The 13,249-nt window shown below is 69.9% G+C and carries 16 protein-coding genes; 5 read left to right on the plus strand and 11 right to left on the minus strand.

Translation table 11 applies throughout. From position 1 onward, the window contains the following. Nucleotides 1-25 precede the first annotated feature (25 nt). Nucleotides 26-538: a peptide-methionine (S)-S-oxide reductase MsrA gene (gene msrA, locus OG588_RS31735; RefSeq protein WP_360079523.1), complete on the plus strand. Its 513-nt coding sequence runs from the start codon at nucleotides 26-28 to the stop codon at nucleotides 536-538. An 84-nt stretch (nucleotides 539-622) separates the two neighbouring features. On the opposite strand, the gene OG588_RS31740 is transcribed toward msrA (OG588_RS31735), so the two are convergent. The 7 genes from OG588_RS31740 to OG588_RS31770 all read right to left on the minus strand — a co-directional run bounded on the left by OG588_RS31740 (nucleotide 623) and on the right by OG588_RS31770 (nucleotide 6,289). Beyond that, nucleotides 623-1,558: a DUF5829 family protein gene (locus tag OG588_RS31740; protein ID WP_405953258.1), complete on the minus strand. Its 936-nt coding sequence runs from the start codon at nucleotides 1,556-1,558 to the stop codon at nucleotides 623-625. A gap of 110 nt (nucleotides 1,559-1,668) precedes the next feature. Further along, nucleotides 1,669-1,977, minus strand: a complete 309-nt coding sequence (locus OG588_RS31745; RefSeq protein WP_405950248.1) for a hypothetical protein — start codon at nucleotides 1,975-1,977, stop codon at nucleotides 1,669-1,671. A 99-nt stretch (nucleotides 1,978-2,076) separates the two neighbouring features. Beyond that, nucleotides 2,077-3,120, minus strand: coding sequence for a threonine/serine dehydratase (locus tag OG588_RS31750; RefSeq protein ID WP_405950249.1), 1,044 nt, complete (start codon nucleotides 3,118-3,120; stop codon nucleotides 2,077-2,079). Between the two features lie 66 nt (nucleotides 3,121-3,186). Beyond that, complete coding sequence (locus tag OG588_RS31755) at nucleotides 3,187-3,789, minus strand: DUF4291 domain-containing protein (RefSeq protein ID WP_405950250.1); 603 nt, start codon at nucleotides 3,787-3,789, stop codon at nucleotides 3,187-3,189. A gap of 98 nt (nucleotides 3,790-3,887) precedes the next feature. Beyond that, nucleotides 3,888-4,337 (minus strand): DUF4304 domain-containing protein, encoded by a 450-nt coding sequence (locus tag OG588_RS31760; RefSeq protein WP_366096444.1) that lies wholly within the window; start codon nucleotides 4,335-4,337, stop codon nucleotides 3,888-3,890. Further along, nucleotides 4,330-4,998 (minus strand): peptide-methionine (S)-S-oxide reductase MsrA, encoded by a 669-nt coding sequence (gene msrA, locus OG588_RS31765; protein WP_405950251.1) that lies wholly within the window; start codon nucleotides 4,996-4,998, stop codon nucleotides 4,330-4,332. The genes OG588_RS31760 and msrA (OG588_RS31765) overlap by 8 nt, the downstream gene beginning before the upstream one ends. 172 nt (nucleotides 4,999-5,170) lie before the next feature. Beyond that, nucleotides 5,171-6,289 (minus strand): hypothetical protein, encoded by a 1,119-nt coding sequence (locus OG588_RS31770; RefSeq protein WP_405950252.1) that lies wholly within the window; start codon nucleotides 6,287-6,289, stop codon nucleotides 5,171-5,173. 176 nt (nucleotides 6,290-6,465) lie between these two features. Here OG588_RS31770 and OG588_RS31775 point away from each other — a divergent pair, with 176 nt between their 5' ends. Further along, on the plus strand, nucleotides 6,466-7,620 hold the full coding sequence (locus tag OG588_RS31775) for a cystathionine gamma-synthase (protein ID WP_405950253.1): 1,155 nt from the start codon (nucleotides 6,466-6,468) through the stop codon (nucleotides 7,618-7,620). Between the two features lie 19 nt (nucleotides 7,621-7,639). Here OG588_RS31775 and OG588_RS31780 read toward each other — a convergent pair whose 3' ends face one another. The 3 genes from OG588_RS31780 to OG588_RS31790 form a co-directional block, all read right to left on the minus strand. Continuing rightward, nucleotides 7,640-7,888 carry a hypothetical protein gene (locus tag OG588_RS31780; RefSeq protein WP_405950254.1) on the minus strand — a complete coding sequence of 83 codons (249 nt, stop codon included), beginning with the start codon at nucleotides 7,886-7,888 and terminating at the stop codon, nucleotides 7,640-7,642. Nucleotides 7,889-7,931: 43 nt separating this feature from the next. Continuing rightward, complete coding sequence (locus OG588_RS31785) at nucleotides 7,932-8,435, minus strand: sigma factor-like helix-turn-helix DNA-binding protein (protein WP_019055839.1); 504 nt, start codon at nucleotides 8,433-8,435, stop codon at nucleotides 7,932-7,934. A 128-nt stretch (nucleotides 8,436-8,563) separates the two neighbouring features. Continuing rightward, entirely contained in the window at nucleotides 8,564-9,061 is a 498-nt protein-coding gene (locus tag OG588_RS31790) for a MarR family winged helix-turn-helix transcriptional regulator (RefSeq protein ID WP_019055840.1), read from the minus strand. 163 nt (nucleotides 9,062-9,224) lie between these two features. Here OG588_RS31790 and ilvA point away from each other — a divergent pair, with 163 nt between their 5' ends. The 3 genes from ilvA to OG588_RS31805 all read left to right on the plus strand — a co-directional run bounded on the left by ilvA (nucleotide 9,225) and on the right by OG588_RS31805 (nucleotide 12,517). Then, nucleotides 9,225-10,454 carry a threonine ammonia-lyase gene (gene ilvA / locus OG588_RS31795; RefSeq protein ID WP_405950255.1) on the plus strand — a complete coding sequence of 410 codons (1,230 nt, stop codon included), beginning with the start codon at nucleotides 9,225-9,227 and terminating at the stop codon, nucleotides 10,452-10,454. A 192-nt stretch (nucleotides 10,455-10,646) separates the two neighbouring features. Next, nucleotides 10,647-11,663, plus strand: a complete 1,017-nt coding sequence (locus OG588_RS31800) for an ATP-binding cassette domain-containing protein (RefSeq protein ID WP_405950256.1) — start codon at nucleotides 10,647-10,649, stop codon at nucleotides 11,661-11,663. Then, complete coding sequence (locus tag OG588_RS31805) at nucleotides 11,660-12,517, plus strand: ABC transporter permease (RefSeq protein ID WP_365985178.1); 858 nt, start codon at nucleotides 11,660-11,662, stop codon at nucleotides 12,515-12,517. The genes OG588_RS31800 and OG588_RS31805 overlap by 4 nt, the downstream gene beginning before the upstream one ends. A 112-nt stretch (nucleotides 12,518-12,629) precedes the next feature. Here OG588_RS31805 and greA read toward each other — a convergent pair whose 3' ends face one another. After that, entirely contained in the window at nucleotides 12,630-13,130 is a 501-nt protein-coding gene (greA, locus tag OG588_RS31810; protein WP_019055844.1) for a transcription elongation factor GreA, read from the minus strand. Nucleotides 13,131-13,249: the final 119 nt, after the last annotated feature.

Consider the following 13,249-nt stretch of genomic DNA (forward strand, 5'->3'; position numbering starts at 1 on the left):
AGCTGACGGAAATTGGAGGGTCGCGATGGCTGCGCAGACGCAGAGGGCCGTGCTTGCGGGCGGATGCTTCTGGGGGATGGAGGAGCTGGTCCGCCGACTCCCGGGCGTGACCGCGACCCGGGTCGGCTACACCGGGGGAGACGTGCCGAACGCGACGTACCGTAACCACGGCACGCACGCGGAGGCCATCGAGATCCTCTACGACCCGGAGCAGACCGACTACCGCGCGCTCCTGGAGTTCTTCTTCCAGATCCACGACCCGAGCACCAAGAACCGCCAGGGCAACGACATAGGCCTCAGCTACCGCTCGGCGATCTACTACGTCGACGACGAGCAGAAGCGCGTGGCCGAGGACACGATCGCGGACGTGGACGCGTCGGGCCTGTGGCCGGGCAAGGTCGTCACCGAGGTGGAGCCGGTCGGCCCCTTCTGGGAGGCCGAGCCGGAGCACCAGGACTACCTCCAGCGGTACCCGGACGGCTACACCTGCCACTTCCCGCGGCCGGGGTGGCGGCTGCCGGCCCGCGCGGAGGGCTGACGCCGAGGCGGTCCCGGACCGTAGCGGTACGGCATCCAGAGGCGTGCGCCCCCTTCCTTCGGCGGAAGGGGGCGCACGTGTTGTCTAGCGGGCGGTGGTGCCGTTCTCGGCGAACGTCCACACCGCACGGCTGCCGGGGCCGACGGTGAGGGTCGAGTTGCCGATCCGCTCCACGTGCCGGTCCTTCACGGGCCGGTTGAGGGACATGTCGACCTGCCGGTATCCCGTTTGTTCCCGGGGTACGACGTCGAGCCGGATCGTGGTGCCGCCGCCCTCCGCGACGACGCCCCCGCCCGTCACGGTCCGGACGCTGAACCCGCCGGCCCGCAGCAGCGGCACGGTGTCGCCGAGGTCGCCCGCGGTGACCGCGATCCGGACGGCGGTCACGTCCCGCATGAGGTGGGTGCGGTAGTCGTCGGAGAGGTAGCGCTCCCGGCCGACGTCACCGGGGAAACTCGGCGGCTCGGTGTTGCTGCGCGGATCGGCGAAGTACTCCGCCCGGTACTCCATCCCCCAGGCATCGAAGGCGTCGTACTGGGTGTCGGTGAGGACTGCGTCGAACCACGGCACGGGGACACCGTCACCGAAGTCCTTGGTCTGGAGGAAGTCGATGGGTTCGGCGACCCCCTCGGCCTTCAGCCGTTCCTTGACCGTCGCCAGTTCGCCCGCGCGTTCCACCGAGAGGCCCAGCCCGGCGGAGCCGAGCGTCCCGTCCTGTCCGGGGACGTCACCGATGCCGAGCAGTTCCAGGTAGGTCTCGCGGCCCATCAGATAGCGGCCGGTCCAGGTCTGGCCGCCGCTACCGGTTGTGGTGCGGACCTGGAAGTTGGCGAACTCCCGCAGGTAGTCGGAGTGCTCGATGGCGTCGGCGGTCTCCCGGTCGAAGACGCCGAAGGAGTGGTTGTAGAACAGCAACTGCCGATCGTACGAGCCGCCCGAGCCCCGGTTCCCCTCGGCCTGCGCAGTCCCCACCCCACCCCCGATCGCTCCGGCGAGAGCCACAGCGAGCACGATGATCATCCGTAGTGCGCGACGCATCAACATGCGCGGGATCGTAGGGCGTTGCTGGGGTGGCCGCCGGTCTTTGTGAACGAGGTCGAAATGCTTGACACGGCGAGAGGGAACGGCGGCTACAACAGGCTCTCGTCCCGGACCACCCAGCCGGTGCCCAACTCACGGCGCAGCGCCTCCAGCGCGGCCTGCGCCCGCTGTGTGAACAGCTGCAGCTCTTCGTCGGACCACGGGGACGGGTTCGGCGGATAGTCCCAGTCGATCGACGACTGGTACCAGTCGCTCAGCCTCGTCAGCTCGGCCCGGGTGGCCGGGGTGATCGGCAGGCGCTCGACCTCGCAGGGGTAGCCGTAGGGACTGTCCATGTCGTCCGGCCACAACGGGGTGTCTACGCCGGCCTCGAAGAAGAAGCGCAAGTAGTGGGTCACGTTGCAGCCTTTCACGACGCGCATCGGGCGTCGGGAGTCGGGCGTCGGGAGTCGGGCGGGCAATGGTCAGGCTCTGTGCGGGAGGGGAGCCGCGCCGACTCAGCGGTGACAGCCGATCCAGCGGTGATAGGCGTCCACGTCGACATTGCTGCCGCACACGATGGTGACCACATGCCGGCCCGCGAAACGGTCACGGTCTTCCAGGACCGCCGCGATGCCGAGCGCGGCCGACGGTTCGACGACGAGGCCGGCGTGGTCGAGGAGCATCCGCATACCGGCGATGATCGACTCCTCGCGCACCAGGACGGCATCGTCGGCGACCAACAGGAGATCGTCCAGGACGGCCGGGATGGGGCGCCGGCCGGCGACGCCGTCGGCGATGGTGTCGGTCGAGTCGGTGGTGACGACGCGCCGGCTGTGCCACGAGCGCGTCATCGCGGGTGCGCCCAGCGGCTGCACACAAATCACCTCGACGCCGGGCGCCAGGGCCTTCATCACATGCCCCACGCCGGTGGCCATCGCCCCACCGCCGAGAGCGATCAGGACGGTGTCGAACGGCGGCGCGGTGCCCGTCAGTTCGGCCGGTTCGGCCAGTTCGGCCAGTTCGGCCAGTTCCGTCTGTTCAGCCTGTTGTCCTTTTGGCTCCAGCAGTTCCAGGCCGATGGTCGCCGCGCCCTCGCAGGTCTCGAGGTCCAGGCTGTCCTCGACCAGCCGGATACCGTCGTACCGCGCGATGTCCGCCGCCCGCTCCCGCGCCAACTCGTGGTCGCCGTCCACCAGTTCCAGCGTGGCGCCCAGCGCACGGATGCGGTCGAGCTTGGCCACGGTCGCGAAGCGTGACGCCACGACGGTCACATCGAGCCCCCGGCCACGACCGGACCAGGCGAGGGCCTGACCGAGGTTGCCCGCACTGGCACACACCACGGCCCGCGGACCCTGCTCGGCCAGCAGACTCGCGACCACCTCGGTGCCGCGCCCCTTGAAACTGCGCACCGGGTTCGCCGTTTCGAGCTTGATACTCACCGCACACCCGAGACCGGGCTCCAACGCCTCGCAGCGGTACAGCGGCGTGTCGAGAAACACCGGGTCGATCACCCGGCGAGCGGCCCGGATCCGGGCGGTGTCGAGACGCGTCTGCTGCACGACACGGGAGCGTAGCGGCACCGGCGCTGTTCGCTCCGGGGGACCGTCGTCGCCGGTGCTCATCCGTCATCCCTGCAGGTGGGCAAGGAGTCCGTCCGGTCCGTCTCCAAGTGGGTACGGTCGTTCCCGGGGCAGCAGTCGGGCGGCGGAGTCCAGGTCACCACCGCTGACGAGCGCCCGGATCTCATGGGCGAGCGGTGTCACGTCCCGGATGGCCACCGCCCACTCGTCCGCGTACCGGCGCACGGCCTCACCGGACAGACCGAGTTGCAGGGCACGGTAGGGCAGCGGTTGCAGGCGCAGATCCCGCTCCGGGTCCCACTGCACGCGAGCGGGCGCATGCTTCAACTCACGCTGCCAGGCGGCCCGGTCGGGATGCACCCCGCTGACGTAACTCGACAGACACGCGTGTCGCAGCGCCCACTCGAAGCCGTCACGACTGATCTCGACAGCGAGGACGGTCTCCTGCCCCGCCTTCGCGCCCCAGCCGCAGCGGTACATCATCCACAGGAACGACGGCTTGATCCATGTCATCCGGTCCCGCTTCCACGCGGCGGGAAAGCGGCCCTCGCGGGCGGCGGGCAGGCCGATGTCCGGGGGATACGCCTGGTAGACGGTGATCGTGGACTCCGAGTGGACCGCACGGATTCCGCGCTGCGGTTCTTCCATGGCGTACAGGGTGCGGGCCGAGCGACACACAAAGCCACCGGTTTTCGACGGCCGTTCACCTGCGACTGCCGTTCGCTACGGCGGACAGCAGCCGCCCCTCATGAGCGCCGCCGCTCCCGAATGGCAGGCAACGCATACTCCGTCACCGCGCTGATGACCCCACGGGCAACCGGCTCCGGGTCGGTCGTGGCCGAGATGGTCCACCAGGTGTCGCGGTCCGCGGGGAGGAGTCGGCCTATGTGGCTGTGCCAGGCCGCGGGCCCGTACACGGTGTTAGGGCTGGGGCGGGCGGGCAGGTGTGGCTCGCGTCTGCGGGCCTGGGCCCAGCCGAGCTTGTCGGCCACGGTCACGTTGAGCGTGAACTCGACCTGCCCCGCCGTGGTGCGCGCGGCCTTCTGGAAGCCGATGAGCGCCCAGGTCTCCAGGTGGGGCAGTTCGTACGTCTGCCCCGAACCCTTGAAGCCGAGCGCACGCAGACCGGGAGCGATCCGCGCCCGCATCAATGACGTGAACGCCTGCTGCGCGGTGGGCGCGGAGCCGTCAGCCATCGGTCGGCGCCACGCCTATCGGGCAGGACACTCCGGTGCCGCCGATCCCGCAGTAGCCCGCCGGATTCTTTTCGAGGTACTGCTGGTGGTACCCCTCGGCCGGATAGAACTCCCGCCCCTGCGCCGGGAGTACCTCCGTGCTGATCGTGCCGTAGCGCGAGCCCGTGAGGACCCGCTGGTAGGCGGCGCGGGACGCTTCCGCCGCGGCGGCCTGCTCGGGGGTGTGGGTGTAGATCGCCGAGCGGTACTGCGTACCCACATCGCCGCCCTGACGGAAGCCCTGCGTCGGGTTGTGCGACTCCCAGAACGTCTTCAGGAGCCGCTCGTACGAGATCAGCTTCGGGTCGTAGACCACGCGGACCGCCTCCGTGTGACCGGTCAGGCCCGAGCAGACCTCCTCGTACGTCGGGTTCTCGGTGTACCCGCCCTGGTAACCGACCAGCGTCGTCCACACCCCCACCGGGAGCCGCCAGAACGTGCGCTCCGCACCCCAGAAGCACCCCAGTCCGAAGTCGGCGACCTGCAAGTGCTCGGGGTACGGACCGAGCAACGGGCCGCCGAGAACAGCGTGGCGATCGGGGACCGTGAACACCCGCTCCGGCCGACCCTGCAAAGCCTGTTCGGGGGACGGCAGTTGGGGCGTACGACTGTGCAGGAACATACGATCTCCAATCGGGCCACAACGAGGGTCCGCACCTCGTGAACGGGCGAGCCCCTCCGAGAATTCCACCTTCCTGTCAGTACGACCCGTTTCGTGTACGACCGCCCCGGCGCCCAGCGCTCGACACCTGGCACCCGATGCGGCACCCGGCACTCAGCGCAGCACTTCGCACTCAGCGCGGCAGGCTCGCCGGACTCCCGCCGTTCGCCTCGTACCCCGCCACCGCGAGCGCCCGGTAGACCGCGAACTCCCCAGCCGGGTCCGGGGACAGGGTCCAGGGAAGCGCCCCGACGTGGCCGTCGATGTGTATGAGCTGGTTCATCGCCTCGGACCAACGCTCCGCGCGGACCAGGAAGAAGACCAGGAGATGGCGGACGTGCGCCAGCATCGGGTCGTCGGGACGGGCCGCGTGGACGGCGAAGAGCGCGCCGTGGATCGCCTTCTCCACGACCTCGCTCTGGTAGAAGCTGCTGACCAGGTTCACCTCGGGGAGGTGCTCGAAGACCGCGAAGAGCGGCATCGCGGCGAGGAGGGACCCCTGCGGGGCCCGCGCGGCGGCCGCCTCCGCGAACGAGTTCGCCAGCGCGCGCGAACCGTGCCACTTCTCGCACCAGTAGTGCAGGGCCGCCAGATGCGCCCCCATGTGGGCCGGAGCGCGGTCCAGGATCTTCAGCCACATCTGCTCGAACTCCGGCTGCGGATACGTCAGTCCGCGCGCCACCGACAGCTCGACGATGTACGGGACCGGGTCACCGGGGGAGAGGAGCGCCGCCTGCCCGCAGGCGTCCCGTGCCTCCTCCATGATGATCCGGAACTCGTCCGTCCCCCGCGTCGACGTACGCCACGCCTGCTGCACCAGGAACTCCGCGTGGACGGCCGCGCCGCCCGCGTCCTTCGGGTGCTCCAGCCGCCACACCCGCAGCCACTGCCCGCCCGGCGTCTCGCTGACCCCGCCGGGCCGCTGCTGCAACTCCAGCGAGGCGGCGCCCGCGAAGGCCTGCACGCGCTGCCAGCGCAACTCGCCCGTGATCTCCGTGCCGGCCAGCAACTGCATCGCCGCGCGGTAGTCCTGCGTGCGCTGCACCAGGTCGAGGACGTCCAGCAGGTCCTGGTCGGGGCCGGGCATGCGGATGTCCAGCTCCTCCTCGGGCGCGAAGCCGTAGGTCGCCGGGTCCGCGGCGTCCGGGTGGCCCGGCGAGACCTGCTCGATCGCCCCGCGCCTGCGCCGCAGGAACGGGACCAGCACGAAGCCCATCATGACCAGCGCCATCAGGACCCAGAGAATCTCCATGCCACAAGCGAACCAGACGCGTCCGACAATTGGCGAACCCGGTCCACCGCCCTGTGGAAAACCGCCGCCGCACCGCCCCTCGACACCGGGGAACACCGCCGCCGCCCTGCCCCCGCGACCCTGTGGAAAACCTCCGGATCGTCGTCCACCCCGCAGGCGCACTACGCTCGGGGCTCATGAGCGACAGGCACATCAGTCAGCACTTCGAGACCCTCGCGATCCACGCGGGCAACACCGCCGATCCCCTGACCGGCGCGGTCGTCCCGCCGATCTACCAGGTCTCGACCTACAAGCAGGACGGCGTCGGCGGTCTGCGCGGCGGCTACGAGTACAGCCGTAGCGCCAACCCCACCAGGACCGCCCTGGAAGAGAACCTCGCCGCCCTGGAGGGCGGCCGCCGCGGCCTCGCGTTCGCGTCCGGACTGGCGGCCGAGGACTGCCTGTTGCGTACGCTGCTCAGCCCCGGCGACCACGTCGTCATCCCGAACGACGCGTACGGCGGCACGTTCCGGCTGTTCGCGAAGGTCGTCTCCCGGTGGGGCGTCGAGTGGTCGGTCGCCGACACCAGCGACCCGGCGTCGGTACGGGCCGCCATCACCCCGAAGACCAAGGTCATCTGGGTCGAGACCCCCTCGAACCCGCTGCTCGGCATCACCGACATCGCGGTCGTCGCGCAGCTCGCCCGGGACGCGGGCGCGAAGCTCGTCGTCGACAACACCTTCGCGACGCCCTACCTCCAGCAGCCGCTGGCCCTCGGCGCCGACGTGGTCGTGCACTCCCTGACCAAGTACATGGGCGGTCACTCGGACGTGGTCGGCGGCGCGCTGATCGCGGCCGACGAGACGCTCGGCGAGGAACTGGCGTACCACCAGAACGCGATGGGTGCGGTCGCCGGGCCCTTCGACTCCTGGCTGGTGCTGCGCGGCGCCAAGACGCTGTCGGTGCGCATGGACCGGCACAGCGAGAACGCCACCAAGGTCGCCGAGATGCTCACCCGGCACGCACGCGTGACGCGCGTTCTCTACCCGGGACTCCCGGAGCACCCCGGTCACGAGGTCGCCGCCAAGCAGATGCGGTCCTTCGGCGGCATGGTCTCCTTCCAGGTCGAGGGCGGCGAGGAGGCGGCCGTCGAGGTCTGCAACCGCGCCAAGGTGTTCACGCTCGGCGAGTCCCTGGGCGGCGTCGAGTCGCTGATCGAGCACCCGGGGCGCATGACGCACGCGTCCGTGGCCGGTTCGGCCCTGGAGGTCCCCGGCGACCTCGTACGCCTCTCCGTGGGCATCGAGAACGTGCAGGACCTCCTGGAGGACCTGCAGCAGGCCCTGGGCTAGGACCTGTCGGCCGACGGTCTCACCAACCCGTCAGCGGTGGAGTCGTCTCCGACGGCGGCTCCACCCAGGGATGGACCATCAGCGCCCACACGGTGAACGCCACGACCGCCGACCACAGCAGCAGCCACATCAGCCGCCGCGCGGCCCTCCGGCGGCGCAGCATCCGGCCGCCGCGGCGCAGGACGTCCGCGTACAGCTCCGGTGGCACCTGCGGCGGAGTCCGCTCCATGAGCTGCCGTACGGTCGCCTCCCGCTCGGGCTTGTTCACGCGCGCGTATCCCCGCTCCGCGGCCGCACAGGCCTCGTGGGCTTCATGACGGCACCACCTCGGCCCCCGCCACCTTCGGCGCCGGACCGCGCGGCGGATGCAGCAAAGTCGCCGTCGACCGCTCGCAGATCGCCCGGACCCGTTCCGTGGAGAGGCCGAGCAGCGCGGCGGCCTGTTCCTCGGCGACCCCCTCGTACAACCTGAGCACGACGATCAGCCGCTCCTGGGGCACCAGCGCGCCCAGCGGGCTGCCGGGATGGGGGCGGGCCCGGCCGAGGCCGCCGTACTGGTGCCAGGCCGTGCGGGCGAAGCGGGTGGCCAGGTACTGGCGGGCGCGGTCGTACGGGTCCTCGCCGCGCAGCCGGTCCCAGCACGCGTAGGTGTGGGCCAGGGACAGCGTCAACAGGCGCCGCGCGCGCGGGTTGTCGTCCGGGGCCTCCGCGGTCAGCAGCGTGGCGGCATGCAGCAGCCGCCCTGCCGCGCCCGCGACGAACGCCTCGAACTCCCGGGCCCGGCGGGCGCCTTGGGACGCCTGCCGTTCTCGCACCGCGCAGCCTCCCCCCTGAAGGACCCGGTTTCATATGAGGCCAGGGCCGCCGCGAGGTCAAGAGTTCGGTACGAAGGGGGCGGGAGTCGGGCACCACGCGCGGTGTGCCCGGATCAGGAAGCCGGCGGTCAGGAAGCGGACGGCGGCTCGTTGCCCGGGACCGCCATCCGCGCGGAGAGGGCGCTGTTGAAGCGTGTGAGGAGCGCGCAGAACACCTCGCGCTCCTCCGGCGCCCAGTCGTGTGTCAGCTCGTCCATCAACTGACGCCTGGACGACCGGACTTCCTCCAGCCGCGACTGCCCGCGCGGGGACAGCTGCAGTACCACCGCGCGGCCGTCCTCGGGGTGCGAGGTGCGCTTGACGAGCCCGGTGTCGACGAGCGGGGCCACCTGCCGGGTGACCGTCGAGGAGTCGATCCCCATGCTCGCGGCGAGCGCCTTGACGCCCATCGGACCTTCCTTGTCCAGGCGGTTGAGCAGCAGATACGCGGCGCGGTCCATGGAGTTGCGCACCTGTCCGACTCCGCCGAGCCGGGTCTGTTCGGCACGGCGCGCGAACACCGCCACCTCGTGCTGCAGCGTGTCGAGGAGACCGGGTTCACCGACGGTCGTCATGTCCATCGACATTTCAGGTGTTGTGGGCATGGCCGGGGGCTCGCTTCATGAAGGGGGTGCTGGGTTGGGGGACAGGGTACGCGGATGGAAGGCGGCCCGTACCGGCGCTGCGCAAACCAGTCTCGGAGCTTGGTCACAGCCGTGGCGTGCGCCTGTGAACTGCGATGCTTGAGTCATGAGCTACAGCACGGCTGACTCCTTGCGACCCGTCACCCTCGACGATGTGCGCGGCGCCCAGAAGATGCTCACGGGCGTGGCGCGGGTGACCGCGATGGAAGGCAGCAGGCACCTGACCCAGCTCGTCGGCTCGCCGGTGCACTTCAAGTGCGAGAACCTCCAGCGGACCGGCTCGTTCAAGCTCCGCGGCGCCTACGTCCGTATCGCCGGACTGCTCCCCGAGGAGCGCGCCGCCGGTGTCGTCGCCGCGAGCGCCGGAAACCATGCCCAGGGAGTCGCCCTCGCCTCCGCACTCCTGGGCGTGCGCTCCACGGTGTTCATGCCCAAGGGCGCGCCCCTGCCGAAGATCAGCGCCACCAAGGAGTACGGCGCGGAGGTGCGCCTGCACGGCCACGTGGTCGACGAGACACTGGCCGCCGCGCAGGAGTACGCCCATGAGACGGGCGCGGTGTTCATCCACCCCTTCGACCACCCGGACATCATCGCGGGCCAGGGCACGGTGGGCCTGGAGATCCTGGACCAGTGCCCCGAGGTGCGCACGATCGTCGTCGGTATCGGCGGCGGCGGGCTCGCGGCCGGTGTCGCGGTCGCCGTGAAGGCGCTGCGGCCCGACGTGCGCATCGTGGGCGTCCAGGCGGCCGGCGCGGCGGCGTTCCCGCCCTCGCTGGCGGCCGGTCGCCCGGTGCCGATCAAGAACCCGGCGACGATGGCCGACGGCATCAAGGTCGGCTGCCCCGGCGAGGTGCCGTTCGGGATCGTCGCCGATCTGGTGGACGAGGTCCGCACGGTCAGCGAGGACGAGCTGTCCGCCGCGCTGCTGCTGTGCCTGGAGCGGGCCAAGCTGGTCGTCGAGCCGGCCGGTGCCAGCCCGGTCGCGGCGCTGCTGAGCGATCCGCGGGGCTTCGAGGGACCGGTCGTGGCGCTGCTGTCCGGCGGGAACGTCGACCCGCTGCTGCTCAACCGCATCCTGCGCCACGGCATGTCAGCGCAGGGCCGCTACCTGGCCGTGACGCTGCGGCTGACGGACCGGCCGGGGGCCCTCGCGACGCTTCTCGGGGTGTTGTCAGTGGTGGACGCTAACGTCCTCGATGTGAGTCACGTCCGGACCGATCCGCGGCTCGGGCTCACGGAGGCGGAGGTCGAGCTGCATCTGGAGACGAAGGGTCCGGTGCACTGCGCCGAGGTCGGCCACGCCCTGCGCGACGCGGGCTACACGGTCATCGACTGAGGTCAGAGGCTGTTCCCGCGCCTCCCGTCCCCTGCCCTGTCACTCGTTCGAGAAAATCTGTTGAGAGACGCGATACATCGCGTTATGGTGTGTCTCGTGTCGCCCGCCGGCGAAAGCCTGCCGCTCCCACGGGCAGAACAAAAGACACATACCTAGGCTTTTCAAAGAATCCCCGACGACGTGGAGACTGATATGCCAGGCGCCATCTATGCCGAAGGCCTGGTGAAAACCTTCGGCGATGTGAAAGCTCTGGACGGCGTCGACCTCGATGTCCCCGAGGGCACCGTGCTGGGCCTGCTCGGGCCCAACGGCGCGGGCAAGACGACCGCCGTCCGCTGTCTGACCACCCTGCTGCGCCCCGACAGCGGCAAGCTGCTCGTCGCCGGCCTCGACGTGCTCAAGCAGCCCAACGAGGTACGGCGCTCCATCGGCCTCTCGGGCCAGTTCGCCGCGGTCGACGAATACCTGACCGGCCGGGAGAACCTTCAAATGGTCGGCCAGCTCTACCAGATGAAGGCCACGGCCGCGAAGGCCCGGGCCGACCAGCTGCTCGACCAGTTCAACCTCGCGGACGCCGCCGACCGCACGGCCAAGACCTACTCCGGAGGCATGCGCCGTCGGCTCGACCTGGCGGCGGCGCTCGTGGTCTCCCCGCCGGTCATGTTCATGGACGAGCCGACCACCGGCCTCGACCCGCGCAACCGCCAGATGCTGTGGGAGGTCATCAAGCAGCTCGTCTCCGGCGGTACGACACTCCTGCTGACCACCCAGTATCTGGAGGAGGCCGACCACCTCGCGCACGACATCGCGGTGGTCGACCACGGTCGCGTCATCGCCCGCGGCACCTCCGACCAGCTCAAGGCCCGCACCGGCGGCGAGCGCGTCGAGGTCGTCGTGCACGAGCGCGACCACATCGCGATCGCCTCCGAGGTCCTCCTCGGCTTCGGCAAGGGCGACACCACCGTCGAGGAGCACACCCGCAAGCTCACCGTCCCCGTCACCGGCGGCGCGAAGCTCCTCGCCGAGGTGATCCGCGAGCTCGACTCCCGCGGCATCGAGATCGACGACATCGGCCTGCGCCGCCCCACCCTCGACGACGTCTTCCTGTCTCTGACGGGCCACCTGGCCGAGGAGAAGGCCGAGGAGAACGGCACGGAAGCGAACCAGCCCCCCAAGGACCGCAAGCAGAAGAAGGAGGCCGCGAAGTGAGTGCCGTCACCGATGCCGCGCCGATCGCGGCGCCGAGCAGCGCGCTGGGCCAGTCCGTGCACGATTCACTGGTCGTCGCCAAGCGGAACTTGATCAGAATGTCCCGAATTCCCGAAATGGTAATTTTCGGGCTCATTCAACCCATCATGTTCGTGGTGCTGTTCACCTACGTCTTCGGCGGTTCCATGCAGATCGGCGGCAGCACCAGCGCCACCGACTACAAGAACTTCCTGATGGCGGGCATCTTCGCGCAGACCGTCACCTTCGCCACCGCAAGCTCCGGCGCGGGCATCGCCGACGACATGCACAAGGGCCTCATCGACCGGTTCCGTTCGCTGCCCATGGCGCGCGGTGCGGTGCTGACCGGGCGGACGCTCGCGGACCTCGTGCAGACCGCGCTGACCCTGCTGGTGCTCGCGATAGTCGCCCTGCTCGTCGGCTGGCGGGTCGGATCGGACGGGGGCACCAACGCCGGCAAGGTGCTCGGTGCCTTCGGGCTGCTGCTTCTGCTCGGGTACGCGTTCACCTGGATCGGCGCCCTGATCGGGCTCACCGTCCGTACGCCCGAGGCGGCCACCTCTGGCGGGCTGATCTGGCTCTTCCCGGTGACGTTCATCTCGAACGCCTTCGTGGACACCAGCAACATGACCCCGTGGCTGCGCCACATCGCCGAGTGGAACCCCTTCAGCGCCACCGTGCAGGCCTGCCGGGTGCTCTTCGCCAACCCGGGACAGTCGCCCTCCGACGCCTGGCCCATGGTGCACCCGGTGTGGGCCTCACTGATCTACTCGCTGCTGATCATCCTCATATTCCGGACGCTGGCGGTGCGGAAGTACCGCTCGGCCACGGCCTGAGAAGGCACGCGAGGCGCCTGCCCGAGCATGACGAAACCCCCGGCGCCACAAGGTCGCCGGGGGCTCGTCGAAGGCGATGGACCGCTTTCGCGGGTCAGCCGTTGTTCGCGGGTCAGCCGTTGTACGGGTCGGCCTTGAGGATCGTCACCGAGGCCTTCTTGCCGTTGGGCAGCTCGTACTGCGCCACCTCGCCGACCTTGTGGCCCAGCACGCCGGAGCCCAGCGGGGACTGCGGCGAGTAGGTCTCGATGTCGGCGCTCGCGTACTCGCGCGAGGCCAGCAGGAAGGTCGTCGTGTCGTCCTCGTCGCCGTCGAAGGCGATCGTCACGACCATGCCGGGCGCGACCGCGCCGTCCGTCGATGCCGGGGCCTCGCCGACCTTGGCCTTCTCCAGCAGCTGGGTCAGCTGGCGGATGCGGAGCTCCTGCTTGCCCTGCTCCTCCTTGGCCGCGTGGTACCCGCCGTTCTCGCGCAGGTCGCCCTCCTCGCGAGCGGCCGCGATCTTCACGGTGATCTCGGCGCGCGCGGGACCAGACAGGTACTCCAGCTCGTCCTTGAGCTTGGTGTACGCCTCCTGCGTGAGCCAGGTGACGTCTTCGCTGGTCTGGGTCACAGGTGCTCCTCGTAGGTACTGGGAATACAAAGCATCGCCCTACCCAGAAGAATGTTCCTTCATGGAAGGGCGAAACCACGAGCCTAACAATTCAACGGCGTCAGGGGGAGGACATAAGC

Origin of the sequence: Streptomyces prunicolor (assembly GCF_045162825.1) — a bacterium.
GTDB classification, from domain to species: domain Bacteria; phylum Actinomycetota; class Actinomycetes; order Streptomycetales; family Streptomycetaceae; genus Streptomyces; species Streptomyces prunicolor.